The sequence below is a fragment of the Anaerostipes rhamnosivorans genome (assembly GCF_005280655.1).
GTDB classification, from domain to species: Bacteria; Bacillota; Clostridia; order Lachnospirales; family Lachnospiraceae; genus Anaerostipes; species Anaerostipes rhamnosivorans.
This window is the reverse complement of record NZ_CP040058.1, coordinates 2,365,963-2,391,725: the sequence shown is the minus strand read 5'-3', so window position 1 is coordinate 2,391,725 and position 25,763 is coordinate 2,365,963. Positions and strand designations below refer to the sequence as shown.

Here is a 25,763-nt window from a genome sequence, read left to right as displayed (position 1 = left end):
TGCGCGTAAGCGCAGTTTTGGCGTCCAGGGTTGGGATGCCGGACAGAAGGAGGAAGGTTCATGAAGAAAAAGATTTTGAAAGTCACTGGCATTTTTTTGTCTTTGGTTCTTGTCATGGGTATGATGGCGGGCTGCGGTTCCAAAAAGACAACAAGCGACAAGAAAGAGGAGAAGAAGCAGTTTAAGATCGCTAAAAAAGATCTTAAGATCGGTGTGATTCATATTTCAGATCCATCAGAGGGATCAGGATATACTTACACACATGATCAGGGGATTGTAGCCATGCAGAAGAAGCTTGGCCTGAAAGACAATCAGATTGTCCGCAAGAACAACATCACAGACACTGATCCGACAAAGACAGAGACTGCTATCAAAGAGTGTATCGAAGACGGATGTAACGTGATCTTTGGTACAAGCTGGGGTTACATGGATACGATGGAAGCCATGGCAAAGGAATATCCGGATGTAGTTTTTTCCCACGGAACCGGATACAAGAAGAATGATTCCAACTTTAACAATTATTTCGGAAGAATCTATCAGGCAAGATATTTAAGCGGTATCGCAGCAGGACTTAAGACAAAGAGCAATAAGATCGGCTACGTGGCAGCGATGGGCAAGGACAACGCTGAGGTTACCGGCGGTGTGGATGCATTTGCCATGGGTATTTACTCAGTAAATAAAAAGGCAAAAGTATATGTAAAAGTTACCAACAGCTGGTTTAACCCAAATGAAGAGACCAATGCAGCCAAAGCCCTGATCTCACAGGGATGTGATGTGATTGGACAGCACTGTGATACACCGAATCCTCAGCTGGAGGCAGAAAAAGCAGGTGTATGGGGAGTTGGATACAATTCTGACATGAGCAAGGATGCTCCGAAGGCAACCCTGACATCGACGATCTGGCACTGGGGTGCTTACTACACAGAAGCAGTTCAAAAGATCATTGACGGAACATGGAAACCTGAAGTATACTATGGCGGTATGAAAGAAGGACTGGTTGACATTGCTCCGCTCAACAAGAAGCTCATCGCTCCTGGCACAGAGAAGAAGATCAATGAAGCAAAGGAGAAGATGCTTTCTGGAGACTTTAATGTATTTGACGGTGTCATTGAGACCAACGACGGCAAAAAAGTCGGCAAAAAGGGCGAGACTTTGAGCGATGAAAATATCAAAGGCAAGATCAACTGGTACTTTAAAAACATCGTTGTAAAATAGGCAGCGCAGAAGTAATTTCCATGGACAGCATGGATGAAAAAGAAGGGCATTGTAGATTCTGTAACAGAAGGCAGTGCCCTTCTTTCTTGGAACTTATTGAAGAAAAAAGAGAGGCAGAGAACACATGATACGAGGTGATGAAATGGCACAGGATAAAAAGGATACATATGCCATAGAGTGCAGAGGCATCCGAAAGACCTTCGGGAGTGTTGTTGCAAACAACAACGTAGATCTGGATGTAAAATATGGTGAGATCCTTGCCCTGCTCGGAGAAAACGGATCAGGAAAGACAACGCTGATGAATATGCTCTCCGGGATTTACCACCCAGATGCCGGAACGATCAAGATCGGAGGACAGGAAGTTTCCATTAATTCTCCGACAGACGCCATCGGTCTGGGGATCGGCATGATCCATCAGCACTTTAAGCTGGTAGATGTGCACAGTGCGATGGATAACATTGTGCTTGGGACAAAGGAAAAGAGAATCCGTCCGAAAGAGCTGAAGTCGAGAATTGAGGAGATCAGCTCTAAGTTCGGATTAGAGGTTGATCCTGAAAAGAAGATTTACAATATGTCAGTCAGTGAAAAGCAGACGGTGGAGATCTTAAAGGTTCTCTACAGGGGAGCGAGCATTCTGATCCTGGATGAGCCAACGGCGGTGCTGACTCCCCAGGAGACGGAAAAGCTGTTTGCGATCCTGAGAAGGATGAAGGAACAGGGATGTGCCATTGTCATCATCACACATAAACTGAACGAAGTGCTGGCTATCAGTGACCGTGTAGCCATCCTCAGAAAAGGGGAGAGCATTGGCACCGTGCCCACCAAGGAAAGCGATGAGAAAAAATTGACCGAATTGATGGTTGGAAGGCCCGTGACACTGGAGATCGAGCGTCCGGAGAAAAAGGCAGATGCAACTCCTGAAATTATCGTAAGAAACTTGAGTGTGGACCGCCCGGACGGCACCGCTGGACTGTCTCATGTGAACTTTGACCTGATGGAGGGTGAGATCCTGGGAGTTGCGGGAATCGCCGGAAGCGGGCAGAAAGAGTTATGTGAGGCCATCACAGGACTTACCCAGATCAAAGAAGGAAGCATCATCCACCGGAAGGAAGAGCTGGTGGGTATGACCTTTAAAGATATCCGAACCAGAGGCATCCGCATCTCTTTTGTGCCGGAGGACCGTTTAGGTATGGGGCTTGTGGCGTCTATGGGGATGGTAGATAATGTGCTCTTAAAACACTATCAAGATCAGAAGGGGATTTTTATCGACCGAAAAGCCCCGAGGAAGATGGCTGAGAAGATGGTAGAGGAGCTGGGGATTCTGACTCCGAGTGTGGACGCGCCGGTGAGGATGATGTCCGGAGGAAACGTGCAGAAAGTACTGTTGGGAAGAGAGATCATTGCGGAGCCTAATGTACTCCTCACGGCTTATCCGGTGCGTGGTCTGGATATCAATTCATCCTATACGGTCTATGATTTACTCAACGAACAGAAGAAAAAAGGAGTGGCAGTGCTGTTTGTGGGAGAGGATCTGGATGTCCTCTTATCCATCAGTGACCGTATCCTGGTGCTTTGCCACGGAGAAGTATCGGGGATTGTAGATGCCAGAAAAACCACAAAAGAAGAAGTCGGACTTCTCATGACCGGAGTAAAAGAACCAAAAGAAGAAATGGAGGAAAGCACAGATGGAAGCAAGTAAGAAAACAGGAAAAGAACCGTTTCTCCGTACCGTCAAGAGAGCGGAGCTTTCCCGGAAGAAGACGATGATTCTGCGCGTTGCTTCTGTACTGCTTGCCCTGGTGGCAGGAGGAATCTTTCTTTTGATCATCGGATTCAATCCCTTTACGGTTTATCAGACGATCATCAGCGGGGCTTTTCGAAGTGAAATGGCAGCTCAGGCGACGATCCGTATCATGATCCCATTGCTGATCTCTTCTCTGGGTGTCACTATGGCATTTAAAATGAGATTTTGGAATATCGGGGCGGAGGGACAGATCATCATGGGAGCTATTTTTGCCACCTATTTTGCTCTGTACCAAAATGCCATGCCACATGTCCTGCTGCTGATCGTTATGTTTATTGTCAGTGTCATCGGCGGCGGACTGTTCGGACTGATCCCGGCATTTTTTAAATCGAAGTTTAATACAAACGAGACACTGTTTACACTGATGCTGAATTATATTGCATTGAATGTGATCGTTTACCTCAGGGACGGCCCATGGAAGGACCCGGCATCTTCAGGATTTCCAAAGATCGCAAGATTTGATATCAACGCGCAGCTGGACCCGGTTTTCGGTGTTCAAGCCGGATGGATCATTGCCCTGGTGCTCACGGTTATCGTATATATTTATTTAAAATACACCAAGCAGGGATATGAGATCTCTGTCGTGGGAGACAGCCATGCCACAGCAAAATATGCGGGGATCCCTGTAAAACGGGTGATGCTGCGCACGATGTTTTTAAGCGGCGCTGTCTGCGGCATTGCCGGGATGGTACAGGCCACGGGGTCTGATATGACGCTGGCCACCTCGGTTGCTGGGGGAGTCGGGTTTACGGCCATCATCGTAGCATGGCTGGCCCGCCTGAATCCTATGGGTATTGTGATCGTTTCATTCCTGTTCAGTATCCTGGAAAAGGGAAGCAGTGTCATGCAGTCCACCTATGGACTTTCCAGCTATTCGGCGGATGTACTGCAGGGAATCATTCTGTTTTTTGTTCTGGGATGTGAATTCTTTGTACGATATAAGTTTGTGGCCAGAAAAGGAGGTGCCGGTAAATGAATACGGTATTAAATCTGTTTGTTGCGGCAGTGCTGGCCGGTACGCCTTTGCTGTTCGGCACAGTCGGTGAAATCATGAACGAAAAGGTAGGACACCTGAACCTGGGTGTTGAGGGAATGATGTCCATAGGGGCATGTGCAGGTTTTATGGTCGGATACCAGACGGATAACGTGGTATTTGCCCTGCTGGCCGCCTTTGGGGCCGGAGTGCTTGCAGCATTGATCTATGCAGTCTTGACCATCACTTTCATGGCAGACCAGAATGTAACGGGTCTGACGCTGACAATCTTCGGGGTAGGGCTTGCAAATTTCATCGGGGAATATATGCTGGATCATTCTACGACCCAGTCACTAAAGCTTCCGGAACATATATCTGCACAGATTGCGAATCTGCATATCCCGGTCCTCAGTGACATTCCGGTGCTGGGAAAGCTGCTGTTTTCCTATAATATCTTTGTGTATATCGGTTTAGTGATCGCTGTGGCCTGCTGGTATTATCTCCAGAGAACAAAAGCGGGCCTCAATGTGCGGGCTGTGGGTGAAAATCCCGGAGCTGCTGATGCTGCCGGGATCAGAGTCATCCGGGCAAAATATATCAATGTACTGATCGGCGGCGGGATCTGCGGAATCGGCGGAGCATATTCCGCTATGATCATCTGCGGAGGTGTTTGGATCAGCAACTGCGTCAACGGATTGGGATGGATCTCCGTAGCGCTTGTTATTTTTGCATCGTGGAGTCCGGTAAAAGCCATTTACGGATCTCTGGCATTCGGATGTTTCAGTGTCCTGAAATATTACGTGCCGAAAAGTATCATCAGCATACCAAATGCGATTTATGACATGCTTCCGTTTGTGATCACCGCACTGGTCCTTGTGGTCTCCTCCATCAGGCAGTCCAAGGAAAACAACCAGCCGGCATCCTGCGGAACCAATTACTTCAGGGAAGAACGCTGAGCAGAAACAAGGAAACGGTACGAAAAACTCTATGTGAACGGACTAGTTCTGTCCACATAGAGTTATTTTATTTCATAGGAAAGTGCGACTATGAAATAAAAAACGTTCCGCGAGAATCGCACTGCGGCGGTAAGGAATCATGTCGCCAAAGCGACCCGCCGCAGGCAGAGAATCCCGCAAGCGGGATTCTTTCTTATTTCATAGGATTTCATAGGAAATTGCCGTTATGATTTTATCTTTCTGTAATGCATAACTACTACAAGCAGGGTGCTCGCCATGAGTCCCCAGAGATATCCGTTGATCCCAACGTACGGTACCACAAAAACGATAAACGCAATCCTCAGCATAAGAGAGACTGAGTTATTAAATAGGGTTGTTTTTGTCTTTCCGAGGCCATTTAAGATGCTGGATAGTGTCCCGGACAAGTAAAGGACCGGGCAGAGGAAGGAAAGCATCCGAAGGAACATGCCTGCTTTTTCACTGTGGAACACGATCACTCCGATGGAGGGCCCCAAGGCAAAGAACAAAAAGAAACTTACAATCCCAAGGAGAAAACAGAAGGAAAGAGAGTATTTTGTTGCCCTATGTAATGTTTGATAGTCCTGTTCTGCCGTTGCGGCTGAAACCTTCGGCAGCAGCATCACGGAAATGGAGTTGGTGATACTGGAGGGAAAGTTGATAAAAGGGATAGCCATACCGGTCAGGATACCGTAGATCTCCACGGAATAGTGCTGATTGGCATAAAAACGGGTCAGCATTAGTGGAATCAGGATATTTTCCAGACTCTGGAGCAGCGTGATGGACAGTGAGTTGCAGGTCAGGGGGAAACTTAAGGACAGAAGATTGCCCAGAAGCTTTCTGGAGGAAGCTGCCGGCAGTCTGCTTTTTTGGCGCTTTACCTTCAATAGATGGTAGATGACCGTATAGAGGCAGGAAGCCATTTCACCTGCGACCATTCCCAGCACTGCGATCAATGCAGGAGTTTCAAGCTTTAAAAAGAAAGTAACGGAGATCGCGTAGATGCCTAACACTCTTGATATCTGTTCAATACACAGTGAGACAGAGGGAAGTCCGGGCTTGCCCAGCCCTATGTGATAGCTGTGGATGCACGCTTTGATCCCTACAAACGGCATGGCAAAGACGGCGGCTTTAAGGCAGGGGATACAGTCCTTTTCGTGGAGAAATTTCATGCATAGTTCATCCGCAAAGAAAAACAGGAAGCAGGCACAGATCACGGACAGCAGGATTGTGACGGACAAAGTGATCTTTAAAATTTTTCTGCAGTTTTCTGGGCGTCCTTTGGCCATCTGGGCAGCTACGATCTGTGACAATGCCGTTTCATAGCCGTGGAAGCATAGGGCGAATCCGACCAGATAGATCGGAAAAATTAATTGATAGACTCCCATTTGATGGGCACCAATCAATCCAGCCAGAAATATTCTATTATAGAATCCAATGAATCTGGAAAAAATATTAGCGGCTGTTAAAATTAATGTACCTTGTACAAAAGGGCTGGATTTTTTCATATGAACTCCCCCATTGTTATTGTTTTATTGTATGTTAAGAAATACGCGGTTATGATTGGGATTGTGTTGACATTGGAAGCCCCAAATGATAACATAGCAATGTGATATCCGACTATTTTGGTCGGGATTGGAGTGATGAGATGAAATTATCAACAAAAGGAAGATACGGCCTTCGCGCCATCGTAGATATTGCAGTGTTCGCAGAGACAGAACCTGCCGCGGTCAGCGCGATTTCAGAGAGACAGGATATTTCTATCCGCTACCTGGAACAGCTGCTTTCGAAGCTTCGCAAAGCTGGACTTGTGAGGAGCATCCGGGGAGCCCAGGGAGGATATGTACTGTCCAGAAGTGCAAAAGAGATTTCGGTGGGAGATGTTCTGAGGGCACTGGAAGGCGATCTTACACCGGTAGACTGTACGGAACTTACTGATACAGAGGAGACATGCAGCAGCTCAAAGTACTGCGTGACCAAAACTGTATGGAAGAGGATCAATGACAGCATTGCAAAGACCGTGGATGCCATCTATCTGAGTGAGCTGGCGGATGAGGCAAAAGCTGTTCAGCAGGGAAAACCGGCAGAAAGAAAATGTGAAAGATAGGAGTAGTTATGGAGAAGATCATATATTTAGACCATGCAGCAACAACACCGGCAAGGCCGGAAGTAGTAGAGGCGATGATGCCTTATTTTACAGAGAAATTCTGGAATCCGTCCAGTGTGTACTCACCGGCGTCTGAGGCAAAAAAGGCAGTAAGCGAAGTTCGTGAACGGATCGCAGACAGTCTTGGTACCCAGAGCCAGGATATTTACTTCACTGGGGGAGGCTCCGAGGCAGATAACTGGGCTATCAAGGAGACAGCGGAAGCCTATGCGTCCAAAGGAAAGCACATCATCACAAGCAAGATCGAGCATCATGCAGTGCTTCATACCTGCCAGTATCTGGAGAGAAATGGATATGAGGTGACCTATCTGGATGTGGATGAGATGGGGTATATTAAACTGGATCAGCTTAAGAAAGCGATCCGTCCGGATACAATTTTAATTACCATTATGTTTGCAAACAATGAGATTGGTACGATCCAGCCGGTGAAGGAGATTGGCGCAATTGCAAAAGAGCACGGAATTCTGTTTCACACTGATGCAGTACAGGCATACGGACAGGTTCCGATCAATGTGGATGAGATGAACATTGACATGATGAGTGCCAGCGGACACAAATTAAACGGGCCTAAAGGCATCGGATTTATGTATATCCGCAAAGGACTTAAGCTGCGTTCCTTTATCCATGGTGGAGCCCAGGAGCGCAAACGCCGGGCAGGTACAGAGAATGTGACCGGTATCGTGGGACTTGGCAAAGCTGTTGAGATTGCTTTTGAGACCATGAAAGAGCGCACAGGCAAAGAGCAGGAGCTGAGAGATTACGCCATCAAGAAGATTCTGGCGGAGATCCCGTACTGCCGTCTGAACGGAGGAAGAGAACACCGTCTTCCCAATAATATTAATATCAGCTTTCAGTTTATTGAAGGGGAATCCCTTTTGATCATGTTAGATATGGCGGGGATCTGTGCTTCCAGCGGATCTGCGTGCACATCTGGGTCACTGGATCCGTCTCATGTACTCTTAGCCATCGGACTTCCTCATGAGATTGCCCATGGTTCCCTTCGAATGACTTTGGGAGAAGAGACTACAAAAGAAGATATGGATTTTGTTGTGGAGAAGCTGAAAGAGATCGTAGATAAGTTGAGAAAAATGTCACCGTTGTATGAAGATTTTGTAAAGAAGCGTTAGAAGGCGCAGATGAACTGAATATATAATAGAAGAAAAAACAGGAGGTACTGTTATGTATAGTGAAAAGGTTATGGATCATTTTGAACATCCAAGAAACGTAGGAGAAATTGAGGACGCCAGCGGTGTTGGTACTGTAGGGAATGCCAAATGCGGAGATATCATGCGCATCTATTTTGACATTGATGATGATCAGATTATCCGGGATGTAAAGTTTAAAACATTCGGCTGCGGGGCAGCCGTTGCCACCAGTAGTATGGCTACAGAACTGGTAAAAGGTAAATCAGTGCAGGAAGCGCTGGAAGTCACAAACAAAGCGGTGATGGAAGCGCTGGATGGTCTTCCTCCGGTGAAGGTACACTGTTCTCTTTTGGCAGAGGAAGCCATCCATGCGGCACTCTGGGACTATGCGGAAAAGAACGGCATTAAGATCGAAGGTTTAAAGAAACCTAAATCTGATATCGGAGAAGAGGAAGTGGAAGAAGAGTACTAGGAGGCATCCGTGAAAGAGAAAGTAGTTGTAGGTATGTCAGGAGGGGTGGATTCCTCCGTGGCAGCCTATTTATTGAAAGAACAGGGATATGAGGTCATCGGTGTCACCATGCAGATCTGGCAGGATGAAGAACAGGCTCTTTTGGAGGAAAACGGAGGGTGCTGCGGCCTGTCAGCTGTGGACGATGCCAGACGAGTGGCCCAGGCGCTTGACATTCCTTATTATGTGATGAATTTTAAGCAGGACTTTAAGGAACATGTCATTGACTATTTTATTGAGGAATATCTGGACGGGCGCACCCCCAATCCGTGTATTGCATGCAACCGCTATGTCAAATGGGAGTCTCTTTTAAAAAGATCTTTGGATATCGGTGCGGATTATATTGCCACCGGACATTACGCGAGAATCGAAAAACTTTCCAATGGGCGGTATGCCTTAAAGCGGTCTGCAACGCTTGCAAAGGATCAGACATATGCCCTATATAACTTGACACAGAACCAGCTGTCGAAAACTCTGATGCCGGTAGGCGAATATACCAAGGATGAGATTCGGGAGATCGCAGAAAAGATCCATCTTCCGGTGGCACAAAAACCGGACAGCCAGGACATCTGTTTTGTGGATGGAGACTACGGAGACTTCATCGAGGAAGAGACCGGGCGGAAGATAACGGCCGGCAATTTTGTGGACATGGACGGAAATATCCTGGGTACCCATAAAGGGATCGTCTCCTATACGGTCGGGCAGAGAAGAGGTCTCGGCCTTTCCCTGAAACAGCCGGGGTATGTGGTGAGGATCGACAAAGAAAAGAATGAAGTTGTGATTGGCAGCAATGATGACTTGATGACAGATGTTTTATATGGGAATCAACTGAATCTGATGTCTATCCCTTCTCTGGAAAACGGAATGAGATTTGTGGCCAAGGTCCGCTATAACCACAAGGGTGCTCCGTGTACGGTGCAGATGGCCGGCGAGGATAAGATCCAAGTCCGGTTTGATGAGCCTCAGAGGGCTGTGACTCCCGGACAGGCAGTTGTGTTCTATGATGGAGATTATGTGGCAGGCGGCGCGACAATCTTATAATGTGAATTGGAGCTTTAATCGTGATGAGTCTATATTATCTTTTGTCCTATTTTTTTATTTATGGTTTTCTCGGCTGGTGCAGCGAAGTCGCATTTGCTGCATTGAAAGAGAGGAAGTTTGTAAACCGGGGGTTCTTAAACGGACCGATCTGTCCGGTTTACGGTTTTGGTGTTGGATTTGTGGTTTCTCTGCTGATGCCGTATAAGTCCAATGTTTTTTTCATGTACATCGGTTCGGTCATCGCCGTGTCAGCCATTGAGTGGGTTACTGGTTTCGCGCTGGAAAAGATCTTTCACAGCAGGTGGTGGGATTATTCTGAACAGCCGTTTAACCTAAACGGATATATCTGTCTTCCGTTTTCCCTGATCTGGGGAGTAGCCTGTATGCTCATCGTGTATGTTCTGCATCCGCTGGTCACCAGAATGGTGGGATTCATCCCCGGGCTTTTGGGCAATGTGCTCCTTGTTGTTTTTTTGGCAGGTATGGCCGCGGATGTCTGGGTAACGGCGGCAGGTATCTTTAAGATGAATAGGCGGCTGCGCAAGATGAGTGAGATCGCGGATGAACTGCACAATATCTCAGAACAGCTCGGAGAAAACATCTATCTGAGTGTCATGACAGCCGTGGAAAAGCAGGAAGAGACGAAGAAAAAACTGGATGAAGCGGGTCAGGAACTGAAGGAAAGAAAGAATGCTGTCCAGGAAGAACTGAAAGAGCGCAGAGAGAATCTGGGCGGAGAACTTGAACAGCGGGTGGAAGAACTGAAAGACCGATACCAGGAGATCGCGGGTAAGAAGAGTCAGACCAGCAGACGGCTTCTGAAAGCTTTCCCGGCTTTTGATTCCAACAAATACAAAGAGGCATTGAAAGAATTAAAAGAGCGGATGAAAAATAAATAGCAGACAGAAATGAAAGAGGACTGTGATCTCTGAAATTGAGATCACAGTCCTTGCTTTTATGTAAGTTTAAAATTGTCCCGGTCAGCTAGAATACAGCGAATGATGTACGCGATACCGTCCTTTGTGTTGGCCCGGGTCTGGTATACGCAGATATCCTTGATGGCCTCTGTGGCATTTGCCATGGCCACGGAATGAATCCCAGGGATAGAAAGCATAGAATAGTCATTCTCGCTGTCACCGATGGCTACAATCTCATCAGGAACAATGCCTTTTCTGCCCGCATAGTCCATCAGGCCGATTCCCTTCTGTGCTTCTACGGATGTGATCTCGATGTCGGTAGGTACGGTGGATACTACGGCAAGCCCGGGGATCTTTTCCAGCTCAGCACGCAGTCTGATCAGTGAATCTGGGTCTGTAGACTGGGAGATCACCTTCAAAACTCGGTGTTCACTGTGAAACAGACCGTCTTCCCCGTCCACATATGTGACCTGGCTGACCAGTTCTTCAAAATCCTTGTCTGTATATATAAAGTCAGGATGGTTGATCTGCATGGCCGGGATCATGACATCCTTTGTGTACTGCTTTAACTCTTCTTTGGACAGTAGGGAAATGCGTCCCATCTGAGAAAACGGAGTCGGCACCAGATCAAACTTATGAAACGTCTCAAAGATCTGTTTTACGGTCTCCTGTGGAATGGAATGTTCAAACAGCAGATTTCCCTCTTTATCATAACCGCAAGAACCGTTGCTGCAGATCATATCACACTGAAGTCCTGCCTTTTCTAAAATTCCGGTCACATTTTGGTATTCTCGTCCGGTATTGATCGTAAATTCGACGCCGCTGTCCTGCAGGGTACGGATGGCATCAATATTGACCTGGGTGATCTGGCGGTAGCTGTCCAGAAGCGTCCCGTCCATGTCAGACGAAATTAATTTTATCATGATAGAACCTCCTTGATGTTCGTAATTTTGTAAAATGAATCAATATTATACTACCATAAATGTCAGAAGAAGGACATAGTTTCATAAATCCTTAAGGTTTTCTTGCTTTTTATTTTACATAGTGTGTGATATAATACAAAAAGTTGTGTTGGGACAGATCCCAGCAATTGTCATTGTTTTTAAAACAAAGGAGTTCATATGTTAAACTTTATTCGGGGATTTTGTATGGCGCTGGCTGACAGTGTACCGGGAGTGTCCGGCGGTACCGTAGCTTTTCTGCTTGGATTTTATGACCGTTTCATCTCATCCCTTGACGATCTGATCACAGGAAATAAACAAAAGAAAATTGAGGCAGTGAAGTTCCTGTTTCGTATCGGTGTGGGATGGGTTGTAGGCTTCGGTGCGGCAGTATCCATACTCGCCAGTATTTTTACAGACAGGATCTATGAAATCAGCTCTCTGTTTTTAGGGTTGATCATCTTTGCGATACCGATCATTTGGGCTGAAGAGAAAGACTGTCTTAAAGGGAAATATAAAAATGCAGTATTTGCGGTCATCGGCATCGTTATGGTCGCTGCCATCACCTATTTCAATCCGGCGTCAGGAAAAGGCATGAACGTAAGTGTGGAGCATCTGAACTTAGGACTCGGCATATACATTTTTCTTGTGGCCATGGTTGCCATATCCGCCATGGTGCTTCCGGGTATCTCAGGTTCTACCATGCTTTTGATCTTTGGTTTATATGTACCTATCATATCAGCGGTAAAGGAAGCAATGCATTTTAATACAGCGTATTTCCCGGTGATCCTGATCTTTGGCTGCGGTATTCTCTGTGGTATTGCATCCGTCGTCAAATTGATCCGCACTTGTCTTGAGAAGTTTCGCTCCCAGATGGTATATTTCATCATCGGTATGATGGTTGGATCTCTGTATGCTATCAGCATGGGGCCAACTACCTTAGAAGTGCCGAAGCCTGCCATGGCAGTGGGCAATTTCAGTTTTGTGTTCTTTATCATCGGAGGAGTCATCATCTTTGGGCTTCAGAAACTGAAAGCTATGTCTGACAGGGACGAAGCGGCAGCAGGGGTTTCAGAGGCAGAATAGAAATCAATAAAAGTCTTAGACATCAGCATTTTGAGGGCTGATGTCTTTTTTTTCACAATTTTATCATAAACCTGTGGTACACTATAGATTAGAAAATATCCGAAAATGGAATAATATCGCAGGAGGATCACGGATGAACGATTTAAAAATATTAGTAGTGGATGATGAGAGCAGGATGAGAAAGCTGGTCAAGGATTTTTTAAACCGTGCCGGCTATCAAGTGCTGGAGGCTGCGGACGGTGAGGAGGCAGTGGATGTATTCTTTTCTACGAAGGGAATCGATCTGCTTGTATTAGATGTGATGATGCCGAGGATGGACGGCTGGGAGGTTGTACGGGAGATCCGCAAGGTGTCTGAAGTGCCGATTATCATGTTGACGGCCAAAGACCAGGAAAATGATGAGCTGCAGGGATTTGACCTTGGAGTAGATGAATACATCTCCAAACCGTTTAGCCCAAAGATCCTGGTGGCCAGGATCGAGGCCATCTTACGGAGGACAAAGCAGCAGGATGGGGAAGTGTTAAAGGCAGGCGGTATTGTCTTGGATGAGGCTGCCCATATGGTGGCCATCGACGACAAAAGCATCGACTTAAGCTTTAAGGAATTTGAACTGTTGTCTTATTTTATGAAAAACGAGGGAAGAGCCCTCACAAGGGAGAATATTCTGAATCAAGTGTGGAACTATGACTATTTTGGGGATGCCAGGACAATCGATACCCATGTAAAAAAACTCAGAAATAAGATGGGAAACAAGGGATCTTATATTCATACCATCTGGGGCATGGGTTATAAGTTTGAGGTACAGGAATAAGTGAAAGAAAAAATACTGAAGAACCAATCCATCAAGGTGAAGATGACGCTGGTGCTGATCGTGATCATGGCATCCACGATCCTTCTCTCCATCTGTATTAACATCTTGATGATCGAACCATACTATGTGTTTAAGGAAAAAAAGAATATTACCCATGTATATGATTCTATCAACCATCTGTTTAATACAAAAGGAGCCCGCAATAATACTTACAAGATTTCCAAAATTGTAAGGGAGTACAATTACCGGATGATCATCGTCGACAATGCAAACGGACAGGTGATATATTCCTCAGAAGGCAAACAGGGGCTGATGTACAATGATATGATCAGCACCTTGGAGGATATGGGCAAAATCAAAAAACAGATCAATGAGGAGGGGTATGCCGTAGTATCCGGCTCAGACAAGGAATCTACAGGAACAAGTATCAATCTTCTAGGCTATTTTGACAACGGTTATGCGGTGGTCATCAATACCCCTATGGAGAGCATCCAGACCAGTGCGGTGTTGTCGGGGAGATTCACTGCATATGTAGGTGCGCTCCTGATCGTGGCGGGAGGAATCGCCATGTATATTTACAGCAAGCAGTTTACAAGGCCCATCGAGGAGATGGCGGCGGCTGCCAACCGGATGAGTAATCTGGATTTTGATGTGAAAGTGATGGACTGCGGGGAAGACGAACTGGGGCACCTTGGGGAGAGTTTAAATGAACTTTCTTCCAAACTGGAGTATACCATCTCGGAGCTTAAGACTGCCAACAATGAACTGAGGCAGGACATCGAGCAAAAGGTACAGATCGATGAGATGAGAACAGAGTTTCTATCCCATGTATCCCATGAACTGAAAACGCCGATCGCGCTGATCCAGGGGTATGCAGAAGGTCTGAAGGACAATGTTTCTGCAGATGAGGAGAGCCGGGAATTCTACTGTGATGTGATTGCGGACGAAGCCAAAAAGATGAACCGGATGGTACAGAAGCTGCTGACATTAAATCAGATAGAGTTCGGCAACCATCAGGTCAGTATGGAACGGTTTAATATCCAGGAGCTCGTGCAGAATATGCTGTCTGCCAATACGATATTTTTTGAAAAAGAAAATATTACGATAGAGTTTGATGAGCCGCCGACTTACGTGTGGGCTGATGAGTTTATGATCGAAGAGGTGTTTGGAAATTATCTGAGCAATGCCAGAAACCATGTATATAAGAACGGAAAGATTGCCATCACGTTCAAGCAGATCGGGCAAGATCTGCGGGTGACGGTGTTTAACTCTGGAAATCATATACCGAAAGAGGATCTGGATAAGCTCTGGGTAAAATTCTACAAAGTGGATAAGGCAAGAACCAGGGAATATGGAGGCAGCGGCATCGGACTTTCTATCGTGGCTGCCACCATGAAAGCCCACGGCAAAGAGTATGGAGTTGCCAATGTGGAGGGCGGAGTGGAATTTTACTTTGATGTGGATTGTGCAAATGCCTGAAAATGTGATAAAATAGTGCATATTTCACATGGAAGCAAAGGAGCGGCATATGTTAAAAGATTATGTTAGCAGGATACAGGATGCGGATATGGTTCTGGTGGGCATCGGACCGGAACTCTCCGCACATAAATTGGTGGATTTTAAAAAAGAGATCACAAATGAGCATTATCAGAAGCTTTTAGAGATGAACGACGGGGATGACAATGTCAGATGGATGAGGCAGGTCTATGAGCGCTTTCATCTACTGAACCTTGTTCAGGTGCCATATTTCAAAGTTCTGGAGGAGGCGCTTTGCCAAAAGAACTATTTTGTGATCACAAGCAATGACGACGGACTCATCTTTCAATCAGGTCTTGAGAAAGGCCGTCTGGCGGCTCCCTGTGGCAGTGGGGACTTTTTCCAGTGTGAGGAGCCGTGCAGCGAGCAATTATATCCGGCAAAGCTGGGGCTTGAAGACCTGATCTGCCACTATGAGAATACAGGGGAGATTGAGCGTCTGGAATGTCCAAAGTGCGGAAAACCGCTGATATTTAATATTCGTACGGAGGATACGAAGAGCACTTATATTGAAGGGGCTTATCTGAACAGCTGGGCAGCTTATACCAAGTGGCTTCAGGGGACCTTAAACAAAAAGCTTTTTATCCTTGAGCTGGGAGAGGGATTTAACGTGCCAAGTTTGTTTCGGTGGCCGTTTGAAAAGATGGCTTTTTATAATGAGAAAGCATATATGGTGAGAGTGAACCGTACTCTGTATCAGATCGGGGAAGAATTGAAAGGTAAAGCAGAGTCGGTAAAGATGGACAGCAGAGATTTTCTAGGGATTGAGAGGTAGGATATGGTAGCGATTATTGATTATGATGCGGGAAATATCAGGAGTGTGGAGAAAGCAGTCCAGTTTCTCGGTGAGGAAGCCGCGATCACAAGGGACAAGGAACAGATCCTAAACAGCAGCCACGTGATTCTTCCGGGGGTTGGGGCTTTCGGGGATGCTATGGAAAAGATCCGCCAATATGGACTGGAGGAGACTATCCATCAGGTGGTGGAAAAAGGGATTCCGTTTCTGGGGATCTGTCTGGGGCAGCAGATTATGTTTGAGAAGAGTGAAGAAGCGCCGGGAGTGAAAGGGCTGGGACTTTTAGAAGGAGAGATCGTAAAGATCCCCAAAAAGGATGGGCTTAAGATTCCGCATATGGGCTGGAATAACCTTTCCATCAAGGAAGGCGCAAAGCTGTTTAAAGGAGTCCCCGATGATTCTTATGTATACTTCGTACATTCTTACTATCTGAAAGCTTCAGATCCGGATATTGTGGCGGCTTCTACAGAGTACTCAGAGGTCATCCATGCCTCTGTGGAGAAAGGGAATGTGTTTGCATGCCAGTTCCACCCAGAGAAAAGCAGCACCGTAGGACTTCAGATTTTAAAGAACTTTATTTCACTGTAGGAGGAAAAATTAATGCATACAAAAAGAATCATTCCATGTCTGGACGTACATAACGGCCGTGTGGTGAAAGGGGTCAATTTTGTTAATTTGGTCGATGCGGGGGATCCGGTAGCCATCGGGGCAGCTTATGACAAGGCGGGAGCAGATGAACTTGTCTTCTTAGATATCACAGCATCCTCCGATGCCAGAAATATCATGGTGGATATGGTAAGAAAGGTAGCGGAAACCGTTTTTATCCCGTTTACTGTGGGCGGGGGGATCCGAACTGTAGATGATTTCAGAGCAATCTTGAGGGAAGGCGCTGATAAGATCTCCATCAATTCTTCAGCCATCAATACTCCGGATTTAATCAGCGACGCGGCAGATAAATTCGGAAGCCAGTGTGTGGTTGTGGCCATTGATGCCAAACGGCGGGGGGACGGCCCGGGTTGGAATGTATATAAGAACGGCGGAAGGATCGACGTTGGCCTGGATGCCGTAGAATGGGCCAAAGAAGCAGAGCGGCGTGGAGCCGGGGAGATTCTTTTAACCAGTATGGACTGTGACGGTACCAAGGCAGGATATGATAATGAACTGACCAGAGCCATCGCGGAAGCCGTGGATATTCCTGTGATCGCATCGGGAGGTGCAGGGACTATGGAACACTTCTATGACACACTGACAGAAGGAAAAGCGGATGCGGCACTGGCGGCCTCCCTGTTCCATTTTAAAGAGATGGAGATCATGGATTTAAAAGAATATCTGGATGACAGAGGAATCAGTGTCCGCAGGTAAAACGATTGACAGTTCCATCCAGTTATAGTACTGTTGTGTCATAGTAATAGTACAATGATGATAGGAGGGATGGAGATGAAAAAAACATTTTATACGGCCGTTGTGATCCTGTTTGCAGTCAGTGTATTTTCTGGATGCTCCGTAAAACAGGAGCCAAAAAAGAAAGAGACCACAAAACAACAGACAAAGATCAGCGAAGTCAGCAAAGCACAGAAGATACAGATTATATCCCTGAAAGAACAGAAGACTGTGGCGGACATAAAAGATAAAGATGAGATACGCGCTCTGCTCGAAGATCTAAAGATCGACCAGTGGGAGACGGTGAAGTCTGTTCCCGAGGGAGCAGAGGCTGTTTACCGATGTGATCTGTACCAGGCAGGGACCCAGAAGCTGGATCAAAAGAAACCGGGAAGCGTGAAGAAGATGGGGTCCTTGACGTTCTATGAGGACGGTCCGTATGTGTCAATGAAAATCCTATCCTTCCGGCTGAACTTTAAGATCCCGGTGGATGCGGTACAGATCCTTAAAAAGCTTTAATTTAAAAGAAGGCCTGCAGGCCTTCTTTTTTAATACTCTTTATTCAAAAATATTCTGCATGAGATACGGTAGGATCCAAGGGAAATCATCAGTATGATTGGGACCGGCAGGAATTTTCCCCAGCCCTCAAACAAGCCCAGTATTGATTTTATCGGCAGATTCAAGAATATTACAGCTTTTCCAAGAAGGATGACGATCACAAAGATGGAAGCAAATACGCCGAACATTACAAACCGTCCTTTTTCTGTGCCAAACCGGTAGGCGATGGGATACATAAGGGACATCATAAGAAGTCCTATGGTAATACCCGCATAAGCTGTATAGAAGATTTCCTCATAAGCCAGGGGTGCCTGTTTGATCAGAGTCACGGCAAAGGATAAAACAATACCGAATATGGTGCCTAAGGCCAAGAGGACTGTGGTAATAATAAACTTGCTCCGGACGCAGTCTCTGGGTTCCACTGGGAGAGTCAGGGAATAGGCATCCCAGTGATAGTAATCGTCATAGCTGATGAGAGACAAACAAAGGATTGAAAACATACAGGGCAGCGCAGAGGCCAGGAAGGAGTAACTTTCGTTGAAGAAAGTGATACCTGTAAACATAATGACGATCAAAATGAGATTTTTTACATAGGACTGCAGCAGAAGCAGTTCCTTTTTTAATAAGCCGATCATATTTTTTCCCCCTTAATATATAAAAGCATCAGATTCTCAATTGTTATCTTATCAATCACTGCATTTTGGTAAAGACGGCGGATCTTATGCCGGTCTTCCACCAGCACTTCATAATTGTAACGGTTTTTGCGGTAGCGGATCACATCAGAAGCTTCCAACATGTGAAATTGTTTTTCGTCACACTTTAAGATGCCGTAGCCGTCGAGAATCTCGTCCCTTGTTTTAAAGAAAAGCATGGTCCCGTTGTCTATGAAGGCCAGATAATCCGCAATGTGTTCCAGGTCGCTGGTGATATGGGTGGAGAGTAAAATACTGCATTCCTCGTTGTAAATGAAGTCCTGAAAAATATCCAGGATTTCGTTTCTTACCACCGGGTCCAGCCCGCTGGTCGGTTCATCCAGGATCAGGAGCTTTGGATGGTGAGAGAGAGCTGTGAGGATTTCCAGTTTTTTTCTCATACCCTTGGACAATTCTTTGATCTTTTTTGACGGATCGATGCCAAAACGTGACAGGTAATCATAAAAAAGAGAGGAATCCCATTGTTTATAAACACCTTTCATAATAGTATCGATGGACTTCACTTTTAAAAGTTCCATAAAGAAGCTGTCATCCAGCACAACACCAATGTCCGCTTTGATCTCCTTCATGCAGGTCCGGGTATCCTTTCCGAAGATATATACCTCACCCTCTTCAGGATGGACCAATCCCAGCATTCCTTTGATCAGTGTGGTCTTGCCGGCACCGTTCTCACCAATCAATCCGACAATGGAGCCTTTCGGGACTGTCAGATCCACCTGGTTCAAACGGAAGTCTGTGTAGGATTTTGTCATATGTTTGATCTCTATGTTATTATTCATGGCGTCCGCCCTCCTCATATAGGTAGGAAAGAATTTCATCTAATTCTTCCTGTCCGATTCCATATGATATTGCCATATGTACGGCATTGATTAAGTGTTCCTCGATTTTTCTTAAAACTTCTTCCCTGAGCAGTTCTGAACTTTTTGTTTTGACAAAGCATCCCTTTCCGGGGATGGTTTCTATAAACCCTTCCTTTTCCAGTTCTTCATAGGCTCGTTTGGTTGTGATGACGCTGATCCGCAGGTCTTTTGCAAGAGAGCGGATGGATGGGAGCAGCTCCCCTCCGGAAATTTCGCCGGACAGAATTTTTTCTTTGAAGCTCTCTGCGATCTGTTCGTAAATGGGCAGGTCACTTTGATTGCTTATTATGATATTCACACGGCACCTCCTATCTGTATATATACAGTATATACGGTATATGCACAGTTGTCAATACATACATAGGAAAAACCGCACTAGTTGTATTTATAGGATGAATATGTTTTAATTAGGAAAGGATCAACAGACAGAGGAGGAATCACGATGAGCAAAAGAGAAGAAGCGGTCAGAAGACACAAACAAGGATATAACTGTGCCCAGGCAGTAGCTTGTTGTTACTGTGAAGAGATGGGCATCGATGAACGGACAGTGTTTGAGTTTATGGAGGGGTTTGGTCTTGGTATGGGAGGCATGGAAGCAACCTGCGGTGCAGTTTCAGGAGCGGTCGCAGTCCTGGGAAGGCTGAACAGCACAGGAAATCTTGGAAAACCGGATTCTAAGGGTGCCACGTATCAGCTGACAAGAGAGCTGGTGAGGCGTTTTAGGATAAAGAATCAAAGCACAGTGTGCAGAGAATTAAAGGGAATGACCACAGGTACAATGATCAGAAGCTGCCAGGGATGTATTGAAGATTCTGTGAAGATTCTGGAGGATATCCTCGACAGAATGGAATAGGGATCTGCATCATACAGGCAGCAGCGGGAGGAGGTTTTCTTGTTATTTAAACAATTAAAGTATTTTACAGAGGTAATAAAATGCGGAAGCTTCACGGAAGCGGCAGAGAGGTGCTTTATATCCCAGTCTGCCATATCTCAGCAGATACGGGCTTTGGAAGAAAGTCTGGGCGTTGAGCTGATCAAGAGGAAGAACAGAAAATTCTCGATGACTCCCGCCGGAGAATACTTTTACCGGCATGGCCTGGTACTGCTGGATGAGGCAGAACGGCTGAAAAGAGAGACCGTGCGGATCGGCAGCCATAAGGAGGAACAGCTGAAGATTGGTTATCTAAGATGCTACGGAGGCATGGAATTCCGACAGGCAGTGGCAGTTTTTTCAGAGAAATATCCTGAATTAGAACTGGAGATCGTCACAGGCAATCATGAGGAATTATATGATCTGCTGCGCTTTGGAGGAGTTGACTTAATTCTCAATGACCAGAGAAGGGCATTTTCCGAGGAATATGAAAATTATCAACTGGTCACAAGCAGCTGTTACATTGAGCTATCAGAGAGGAGCGCGCTCAGCGCGCTGACATACGTCACTTTGGAGGACTTACGGAAGATCCCATGTATCCTGGTGGCCTCAGAGGATCAGCAGGAGAGAGAAAAGGATCATTATGCAAAAACTATGGGATTTCCTGATAACTTTTTATTTGCGGTGACCTTGGAGGAGGGGAGGCTTTTGGCGGCAGCTAACAAAGGCTTCCTGCCAGTAGAAGGGACATCGGAGGGGGCCTCTAAGCCAGAACCTGCAATTCGCCGTATCCCGCTGTGCCGGGATGGAAAGCAGATAAAAAGAAACTACTGTGCTTTTTGGAAAAAGGAACGGACCGGCTATTACATTGAGGAGTTTGCAGAAATCCTGCGCCAGATGTTTTTGAAGAAACAAGAACAATAAAGACAGATATAAAGGTATGAATCACAGCTCTTGAATTTATCGACAGATTATGATAATATAATGACATACAAAAGAGAAAAAACAGCAGTCTGTAATTTTTACAGACTGCTGTTTCTATTTATACCTACAATGAAGAAAAATTATCGTAGGATGGCACCTTTTGTTTAGCTGTCATCCTTATCCAGCAGACATTACGTCCATGTTCTACATGATTGGAGTGAGGCATTCTAAGAGCCGAACGGAAATCATGTGGAACATGTCATAAGTTTTTTACGGCTGCTGAGAGCATCAGCTTGATCCGGTTGATCTGGTTGACTTCACTGGCTCCGGGATCGTAGTCGATGGCAACGATGTTGGACTCAGGGAATGCCTGGCGGAGTTCTTTGATGACGCCCTTTCCTACCACATGGTTCGGCAGGCAGGCAAACGGCTGTGTACATACGATATTTGGTGCGCCGCTGTGGATCAGCTCCACCATCTCTCCGGTGAGGAACCAGCCCTCCCCGGTCTGGTTTCCGATGGAAACGAACGGTTTGGCATAGGCTGCCAGATCTTTGATGTAGGCGGGCTCGTCAAAACGTTTGCTCTTAGAGAGCTCTTTGCGCAGGGTCTTTCTATACTGTTCCACCACCCAGATACCGGAGTTGCAGATGATGGCTGTCTTCTTAGACTTTCCAAGATATCGGTATTTGAAGTTGCTATTGTAGAAACCGTACATAAAGAAGTCCAGAAGATCAGGGACAACGGCCTCGGCGCCTTCCCGTTCCAGAAGCTCTACCAGATGGTTGTTGGCATCCGGCAGGAATTTAACAAGAATCTCACCTACAATTCCAACTCTCGGTTTTTTCTCGTCCGTCAAAGGAATCTCATCAAAGTCCCGGATGATGCCTCTGATGTTCTTTGAGAATGTGGTCAGGCTGCCTTTCATAACATCACGTTTACACTTGGCTTCCCAGCGTTTGTGAAGGCGGTTTACGGACCCCTTTTCCTTTTCATATGGACGGGTTCGGTAAACGACCCTCATAAATAAATCTCCATAGACAATGGCCTGGACAGCCCGGTTTAATAGGCCGGGAGAGAGTTTAAAACCGCTGTTTTTCTCAATCCCCTGGGTACTGATGCCAATGACCGGAATATGCCCGTATCCGGCATTCTGAAGCGCCCGCCGGATGAAGCTGATATAGCTTGTGGCACGGCAGCCGCCGCCGGTCTGACTGATAGCCAGGGCAATCTTATCTGTATCATATTTGCCTGACAATAAAGCGTTCATCAGCTGACCGATGACGATCAGGGACGGATAACATGCATCATTGTTAACATACTTAAGCCCTGTATTCACGTCTTTCATTCCGCCCTGTTTTAAAACTTTGACCTTATATCCGCAGGATTTTAAGGCTGGTTCCAACATAGAAAAGTGGATCGGTGACATCTGTGGGATCAAAATTGTGTATTCTTTTGCCATTTCTTTTGTAAATTCTATACGCTTCATGGCAGCAGACACCGGTTTTGGTTCAATGTTATGTTTTTTTCTGACGCGGACCGCACTGATCAGAGATCGGATCCTGATTCTGGCTGCGCCCAGGTTATTAACCTCATCGATTTTTAACACTGTATAGATCCTTCCGGAGCGGGTGAGGATCTCGTTGACGGTATCGGTGGTAACTGCATCCAGGCCGCATCCGAAGGAATTTAACTGGATCACTTCCAGCTGCTTGTTGGATTTGGCATAGTTGGCGGCACCATACAGTCTTGAGTGGTACATCCATTGGTCAGATACATTCAGAGGACGGTCTACCTTGGATAAATGGGAAATGGAATCTTCCGTCAGCACAGCGATGCCGTAGGAGTTGATCAGTTCAGGGATTCCGTGGTTGATCTCAGGATCAATGTGGTACGGGCGCCCGCAGAGCACAATACCGGTCCGCCCGGTTTCCGCCAGATAGGCCAGAACTTCTTCCCCCTGGTTCTGTATGTCTTTTCTCACATGATCCAGTTCATCAAACGCAGCCCTCACGGCCTCGTTAATCTCTGGCGCAGTGATGCCGTATTTCTCACCCAATTCCTCAAAAAGTCTTGGTTTCAGAGCTTCCTGGTTATCCAGGGCAAGGAAAGGATTCATGAAGTTGATATTCTCTGTCCGCAGTTCTTCCATGTTGTTCTTAATATTTTCCGCATAGGATGTCACGATTGGACAGTTGTAGTGGTTGTTGGCCTCTTCCGTCTCATTGCGTTCGTAAGGAATGCATGGATAGAAGATATCCTTGATCCCCTGTTTGATCAGCCACATCACATGGCCGTGAGCAAGCTTCGCAGGGTAACACTCGGATTCACTTGGGATGGATTCAATTCCCAGCTCATAAATCTTCCTGGAAGATTCGGGCGACAGAACTACAGAAAATCCAAGCTTCGTAAAAAATGTATGCCAGAACGGATAATTCTCGTAAATGTTCAGAACCCTTGGAATACCAATAACTCCGCGCCTGGCTTCATCGGCGGGAATAGAATCATAACCGAAGGTTCGCTCCAGTTTGTAGTCATACAGGTTCGGGATATTGTCCTTATTTGCTTTGCCGCCGACTCCGCGTTCGCAGCGGTTTCCGGTGATGTAGCGGCCGCCGTTGGAAAACTTGTTGATGGTCAGCAGACAGTTGTTGGTACAGCCCTTGCAGCGTGTCATAGAAGTGTCTACGGTCAAGGCAAAAATATCTTTCATTGGCAGCATCTGTGTCTGTGTGTGTTCTGTCTTAAAACGTTCCTTGGCGATCAGTGCAGCCCCGAAGGCCCCCATGATACCGGCGATGTCCGGCCGGATGGCATGGCATCCAGAGATGCGCTCAAAGCTTCTCAAAACAGCGTCATTGTAGAATGTTCCTCCCTGAACAACAATGTGTTCACCGAGAGATTTAGGATCTGTCAGCTTGATAACCTTTAAAAGCGCGTTTTTAATGACAGAGTAAGCAAGACCGGCGGAGATATCCCCCACGCTGGCACCTTCCTTCTGTGCCTGTTTTACCTTTGAATTCATAAATACTGTACAGCGGGACCCAAGGTCGATCGGTGTCTTTGAGGTCAGAGCCACTTTGGCAAAGTCCTGTACAGAATAGTTCAGGGACTTGGCGAAGGTCTCGATAAAGGAGCCACAGCCGGAGGAACAGGCCTCATTGAGCAGTACATTGTCCACGACTCCGTTCTTGATCTTGATGCACTTCATGTCCTGGCCGCCAATATCCAGGATACAGTCTACATTTGGATCAAAAAATGCGGCCGCATAGTAATGGGCAATGGTCTCCACTTCACCGTAATCTAGATTCAGCGCAGCTTTGATCAGATGTTCGCCGTAGCCTGTGGAACAGGAAGAGACGATGTTTGCCTCTTTCGGCATCTGCGAATCGATCTCTCTGAGGGCGTCAATGGTCGCGTTAAGAGGATTTCCATTGTTATTGGTGTAGTAACTGTAAAGAAGATCTCCTTTTTCGCTTACTAATGCCACCTTTGTAGTAGTGGAGCCGGCATCGATCCCCAGATAACAGTTGCCTTCATATGTAGAGAGATCCCCGCGCTTTACAATGTGGCGGTTATGATCTTTTAAAAACATCTGGTATTCCTGATCATCTTTAAATAAAGGCTCCAGCCGGTCAACCTCATGGTTCAGTTCGATCTTCCTGCTGAAGTGTTCCAGGAGATCAGTGAAATTTGTCGTCACCTCATCCTTGGAATTCAGAGCAGCTCCTACGGCCGCAAATAAGTGAGAGTGGTTTGGAGCGATGATCGCCTCACCTTCAAGACCAAGAGTACGAATGAAAGCCTCTTTCAATTCAGAGAGGAAATGCAGAGGCCCTCCCAAAAAGGCCACGTTGCCTCGGATCGGTTTTCCGCAGGCAAGACCGCTGATGGTCTGATTGACCACGGCCTGGAAGATGGAAGCCGCTAGATTTTCTTTTGTGGCGCCTTCGTTGATCAAAGGCTGGATGTCTGATTTGGCAAACACACCGCAGCGGGCTGCGATGGGGTAGATCGTGTCATAATTCTTGGCATATTCATTCAGTCCTGCGGCGTCTGTCTGAAGCAGAGATGCCATCTGGTCAATGAATGAACCAGTACCGCCGGCACAGACACCGTTCATGCGCTGGTCAATGCCGTTGGTGAAATAAATGATCTTCGCATCCTCTCCGCCCAGTTCAATGGCCACGTCAGTTCTCGGAGCGTAGTCCTGGAGTGCTGTGGAAACACAGACAACCTCCTGGCAGAATGGGATTTCCAGATAAGAGGAAATAGAAAGTCCGCCAGAGCCTGTCACTGTAGGGGCAAAGGTGAGATCGCCGATCTGGTCTTTGGCCTTTCTTAAAAGAGAAGCCAGGGTTTCCTGTATATTTGCATAATGTCTCTCATAGTCTGAGAACAGTATATTGTGCTGCTCATCGATCACCGCCACTTTAACGGTGGTAGAGCCGATATCAATTCCTAATCGTTTCATCTTAATTGTAACCTACTTTCCTTTCGATAGTAGTCTTATTATAAAATAAAGAAATTGAAATAACAA

24 protein-coding genes are annotated in these 25,763 nt (G+C 46.4%); 18 read left to right on the top strand and 6 right to left on the bottom strand.

The genetic code is table 11. From position 1 onward, the window contains the following. The first annotated feature begins 60 nt into the window (after positions 1 to 60). The 4 genes from AR1Y2_RS11830 to AR1Y2_RS11815 all read left to right on the top strand — a co-directional run bounded on the left by AR1Y2_RS11830 (position 61) and on the right by AR1Y2_RS11815 (position 4,948). A complete protein-coding gene (locus tag AR1Y2_RS11830; protein WP_137329140.1) occupies positions 61 to 1,215 on the top strand; it encodes a BMP family ABC transporter substrate-binding protein in 1,155 nt (384 codons plus the stop codon). Between the two features lie 142 nt (positions 1,216 to 1,357). Beyond that, positions 1,358 to 2,914 carry an ABC transporter ATP-binding protein gene (locus tag AR1Y2_RS11825; RefSeq protein ID WP_137329139.1) on the top strand — a complete coding sequence of 519 codons (1,557 nt, stop codon included), beginning with the start codon at positions 1,358 to 1,360 and terminating at the stop codon, positions 2,912 to 2,914. Next, complete coding sequence (locus tag AR1Y2_RS11820) at positions 2,901 to 3,995, top strand: ABC transporter permease (protein WP_137329138.1); 1,095 nt, start codon at positions 2,901 to 2,903, stop codon at positions 3,993 to 3,995. The genes AR1Y2_RS11825 and AR1Y2_RS11820 overlap by 14 nt, the downstream gene beginning before the upstream one ends. Further along, positions 3,992 to 4,948 (top strand): ABC transporter permease, encoded by a 957-nt coding sequence (locus AR1Y2_RS11815; RefSeq protein ID WP_137329137.1) that lies wholly within the window; start codon positions 3,992 to 3,994, stop codon positions 4,946 to 4,948. The genes AR1Y2_RS11820 and AR1Y2_RS11815 overlap by 4 nt, the downstream gene beginning before the upstream one ends. Positions 4,949 to 5,172: 224 nt before the next feature. Here AR1Y2_RS11815 and AR1Y2_RS11810 read toward each other — a convergent pair whose 3' ends face one another. Beyond that, entirely contained in the window at positions 5,173 to 6,474 is a 1,302-nt protein-coding gene (locus AR1Y2_RS11810; protein WP_137329136.1) for a polysaccharide biosynthesis protein, read from the bottom strand. Between the two features lie 140 nt (positions 6,475 to 6,614). Between AR1Y2_RS11810 and AR1Y2_RS11805 the strand changes: the two genes are divergently transcribed. Genes AR1Y2_RS11805 through AR1Y2_RS11785 form a run of 5 tightly spaced genes read left to right on the top strand, consistent with a single transcriptional unit; the run spans position 6,615 to position 10,729 of the window. Continuing rightward, positions 6,615 to 7,073 carry an RrF2 family transcriptional regulator gene (locus AR1Y2_RS11805; RefSeq protein WP_175403638.1) on the top strand — a complete coding sequence of 153 codons (459 nt, stop codon included), beginning with the start codon at positions 6,615 to 6,617 and terminating at the stop codon, positions 7,071 to 7,073. An 8-nt stretch (positions 7,074 to 7,081) separates the two neighbouring features. Next, the gene (gene nifS, locus AR1Y2_RS11800; protein WP_137329134.1) at positions 7,082 to 8,260 is read left to right on the top strand and encodes a cysteine desulfurase NifS; all 1,179 of its coding nucleotides are present in this window, start codon (positions 7,082 to 7,084) and stop codon (positions 8,258 to 8,260) included. Between the two features lie 52 nt (positions 8,261 to 8,312). After that, a complete protein-coding gene (gene nifU / locus AR1Y2_RS11795; protein WP_137329133.1) occupies positions 8,313 to 8,750 on the top strand; it encodes a Fe-S cluster assembly scaffold protein NifU in 438 nt (145 codons plus the stop codon). A 9-nt stretch (positions 8,751 to 8,759) separates the two neighbouring features. Beyond that, entirely contained in the window at positions 8,760 to 9,830 is a 1,071-nt protein-coding gene (mnmA, locus tag AR1Y2_RS11790; protein ID WP_137329132.1) for a tRNA 2-thiouridine(34) synthase MnmA, read from the top strand. Between the two features lie 23 nt (positions 9,831 to 9,853). Next, positions 9,854 to 10,729 carry a putative ABC transporter permease gene (locus tag AR1Y2_RS11785; protein ID WP_137329131.1) on the top strand — a complete coding sequence of 292 codons (876 nt, stop codon included), beginning with the start codon at positions 9,854 to 9,856 and terminating at the stop codon, positions 10,727 to 10,729. 56 nt (positions 10,730 to 10,785) lie between these two features. Here AR1Y2_RS11785 and AR1Y2_RS11780 read toward each other — a convergent pair whose 3' ends face one another. After that, positions 10,786 to 11,670 (bottom strand): Cof-type HAD-IIB family hydrolase, encoded by an 885-nt coding sequence (locus AR1Y2_RS11780; protein WP_137329130.1) that lies wholly within the window; start codon positions 11,668 to 11,670, stop codon positions 10,786 to 10,788. A gap of 198 nt (positions 11,671 to 11,868) precedes the next feature. On the opposite strand from AR1Y2_RS11780, the gene AR1Y2_RS11775 reads away from it, so the two are divergent. The 7 genes from AR1Y2_RS11775 (at position 11,869) to AR1Y2_RS11745 (ending at position 17,816) form a co-directional block, all read left to right on the top strand. Continuing rightward, a complete protein-coding gene (locus AR1Y2_RS11775) occupies positions 11,869 to 12,774 on the top strand; it encodes a DUF368 domain-containing protein (RefSeq protein ID WP_137329129.1) in 906 nt (301 codons plus the stop codon). Positions 12,775 to 12,907: 133 nt separating this feature from the next. Continuing rightward, complete coding sequence (locus AR1Y2_RS11770) at positions 12,908 to 13,585, top strand: response regulator transcription factor (protein WP_137329128.1); 678 nt, start codon at positions 12,908 to 12,910, stop codon at positions 13,583 to 13,585. Then, complete coding sequence (locus AR1Y2_RS11765; protein ID WP_137329127.1) at positions 13,586 to 15,064, top strand: sensor histidine kinase; 1,479 nt, start codon at positions 13,586 to 13,588, stop codon at positions 15,062 to 15,064. Positions 15,065 to 15,113: 49 nt separating this feature from the next. Next, entirely contained in the window at positions 15,114 to 15,896 is a 783-nt protein-coding gene (locus AR1Y2_RS11760) for a hypothetical protein (RefSeq protein WP_175403637.1), read from the top strand. A gap of 3 nt (positions 15,897 to 15,899) precedes the next feature. Continuing rightward, complete coding sequence (gene hisH, locus AR1Y2_RS11755) at positions 15,900 to 16,505, top strand: imidazole glycerol phosphate synthase subunit HisH (RefSeq protein ID WP_137329125.1); 606 nt, start codon at positions 15,900 to 15,902, stop codon at positions 16,503 to 16,505. Positions 16,506 to 16,517: 12 nt separating this feature from the next. Next, entirely contained in the window at positions 16,518 to 17,279 is a 762-nt protein-coding gene (gene hisF / locus AR1Y2_RS11750; protein WP_137329124.1) for an imidazole glycerol phosphate synthase subunit HisF, read from the top strand. Between the two features lie 75 nt (positions 17,280 to 17,354). Next, on the top strand, positions 17,355 to 17,816 hold the full coding sequence (locus tag AR1Y2_RS11745; protein ID WP_137329123.1) for a hypothetical protein: 462 nt from the start codon (positions 17,355 to 17,357) through the stop codon (positions 17,814 to 17,816). A gap of 29 nt (positions 17,817 to 17,845) precedes the next feature. Here the strand turns inward: AR1Y2_RS11745 and AR1Y2_RS11740 are convergent, their stop codons facing one another. The 3 genes from AR1Y2_RS11740 to AR1Y2_RS11730 are packed head-to-tail and all read right to left on the bottom strand — an operon-like array spanning position 17,846 to position 19,726. Then, positions 17,846 to 18,490: an ABC-2 transporter permease gene (locus tag AR1Y2_RS11740; protein ID WP_137329122.1), complete on the bottom strand. Its 645-nt coding sequence runs from the start codon at positions 18,488 to 18,490 to the stop codon at positions 17,846 to 17,848. Next, a complete protein-coding gene (locus AR1Y2_RS11735) occupies positions 18,487 to 19,347 on the bottom strand; it encodes an ABC transporter ATP-binding protein (RefSeq protein ID WP_137329121.1) in 861 nt (286 codons plus the stop codon). The genes AR1Y2_RS11740 and AR1Y2_RS11735 overlap by 4 nt, the downstream gene beginning before the upstream one ends. Then, positions 19,340 to 19,726, bottom strand: coding sequence for a GntR family transcriptional regulator (locus AR1Y2_RS11730; protein ID WP_137329120.1), 387 nt, complete (start codon positions 19,724 to 19,726; stop codon positions 19,340 to 19,342). The genes AR1Y2_RS11735 and AR1Y2_RS11730 overlap by 8 nt, the downstream gene beginning before the upstream one ends. Before the next feature lie 144 nt (positions 19,727 to 19,870). Between AR1Y2_RS11730 and AR1Y2_RS11725 the strand changes: the two genes are divergently transcribed. Together AR1Y2_RS11725 and AR1Y2_RS11720 are read left to right on the top strand one after the other, a co-directional pair. Further along, positions 19,871 to 20,281, top strand: coding sequence for a C-GCAxxG-C-C family protein (locus AR1Y2_RS11725; RefSeq protein ID WP_137329119.1), 411 nt, complete (start codon positions 19,871 to 19,873; stop codon positions 20,279 to 20,281). 39 nt (positions 20,282 to 20,320) lie between these two features. Then, positions 20,321 to 21,223 (top strand): LysR family transcriptional regulator, encoded by a 903-nt coding sequence (locus AR1Y2_RS11720; RefSeq protein ID WP_137329118.1) that lies wholly within the window; start codon positions 20,321 to 20,323, stop codon positions 21,221 to 21,223. Between the two features lie 259 nt (positions 21,224 to 21,482). Here AR1Y2_RS11720 and AR1Y2_RS11715 read toward each other — a convergent pair whose 3' ends face one another. Next, positions 21,483 to 25,697 (bottom strand): 2-hydroxyacyl-CoA dehydratase, encoded by a 4,215-nt coding sequence (locus tag AR1Y2_RS11715; RefSeq protein ID WP_137329117.1) that lies wholly within the window; start codon positions 25,695 to 25,697, stop codon positions 21,483 to 21,485. Positions 25,698 to 25,763: the final 66 nt, after the last annotated feature.

Excerpts from the sequence above, each read along its gene's own strand:
- AR1Y2_RS11830 (WP_137329140.1), top strand. The coding sequence starts at position 61 with ATGAAGAAAAAGATTTTGAAAGTCACTGGCATTTTTTTGTCTTTGGTT.
- AR1Y2_RS11825 (WP_137329139.1), top strand. The coding sequence starts at position 1,358 with ATGGCACAGGATAAAAAGGATACATATGCCATAGAGTGCAGAGGCATC.
- AR1Y2_RS11820 (WP_137329138.1), top strand. The coding sequence starts at position 2,901 with ATGGAAGCAAGTAAGAAAACAGGAAAAGAACCGTTTCTCCGTACCGTC.
- AR1Y2_RS11815 (WP_137329137.1), top strand. The coding sequence starts at position 3,992 with ATGAATACGGTATTAAATCTGTTTGTTGCGGCAGTGCTGGCCGGTACG.
- AR1Y2_RS11810 (WP_137329136.1), bottom strand. The coding sequence starts at position 6,474 with ATGAAAAAATCCAGCCCTTTTGTACAAGGTACATTAATTTTAACAGCC.
- AR1Y2_RS11805 (WP_175403638.1), top strand. The coding sequence starts at position 6,615 with ATGAAATTATCAACAAAAGGAAGATACGGCCTTCGCGCCATCGTAGAT.
- nifS (WP_137329134.1), top strand. The coding sequence starts at position 7,082 with ATGGAGAAGATCATATATTTAGACCATGCAGCAACAACACCGGCAAGG.
- nifU (WP_137329133.1), top strand. The coding sequence starts at position 8,313 with ATGTATAGTGAAAAGGTTATGGATCATTTTGAACATCCAAGAAACGTA.
- AR1Y2_RS11785 (WP_137329131.1), top strand. The coding sequence starts at position 9,854 with ATGAGTCTATATTATCTTTTGTCCTATTTTTTTATTTATGGTTTTCTC.
- AR1Y2_RS11780 (WP_137329130.1), bottom strand. The coding sequence starts at position 11,670 with ATGATAAAATTAATTTCGTCTGACATGGACGGGACGCTTCTGGACAGC.
- AR1Y2_RS11775 (WP_137329129.1), top strand. The coding sequence starts at position 11,869 with ATGTTAAACTTTATTCGGGGATTTTGTATGGCGCTGGCTGACAGTGTA.
- AR1Y2_RS11770 (WP_137329128.1), top strand. The coding sequence starts at position 12,908 with ATGAACGATTTAAAAATATTAGTAGTGGATGATGAGAGCAGGATGAGA.
- AR1Y2_RS11760 (WP_175403637.1), top strand. The coding sequence starts at position 15,114 with ATGTTAAAAGATTATGTTAGCAGGATACAGGATGCGGATATGGTTCTG.
- hisH (WP_137329125.1), top strand. The coding sequence starts at position 15,900 with ATGGTAGCGATTATTGATTATGATGCGGGAAATATCAGGAGTGTGGAG.
- hisF (WP_137329124.1), top strand. The coding sequence starts at position 16,518 with ATGCATACAAAAAGAATCATTCCATGTCTGGACGTACATAACGGCCGT.
- AR1Y2_RS11745 (WP_137329123.1), top strand. The coding sequence starts at position 17,355 with ATGAAAAAAACATTTTATACGGCCGTTGTGATCCTGTTTGCAGTCAGT.
- AR1Y2_RS11740 (WP_137329122.1), bottom strand. The coding sequence starts at position 18,490 with ATGATCGGCTTATTAAAAAAGGAACTGCTTCTGCTGCAGTCCTATGTA.
- AR1Y2_RS11735 (WP_137329121.1), bottom strand. The coding sequence starts at position 19,347 with ATGAATAATAACATAGAGATCAAACATATGACAAAATCCTACACAGAC.
- AR1Y2_RS11725 (WP_137329119.1), top strand. The coding sequence starts at position 19,871 with ATGAGCAAAAGAGAAGAAGCGGTCAGAAGACACAAACAAGGATATAAC.
- AR1Y2_RS11715 (WP_137329117.1), bottom strand. The coding sequence starts at position 25,697 with ATGAAACGATTAGGAATTGATATCGGCTCTACCACCGTTAAAGTGGCG.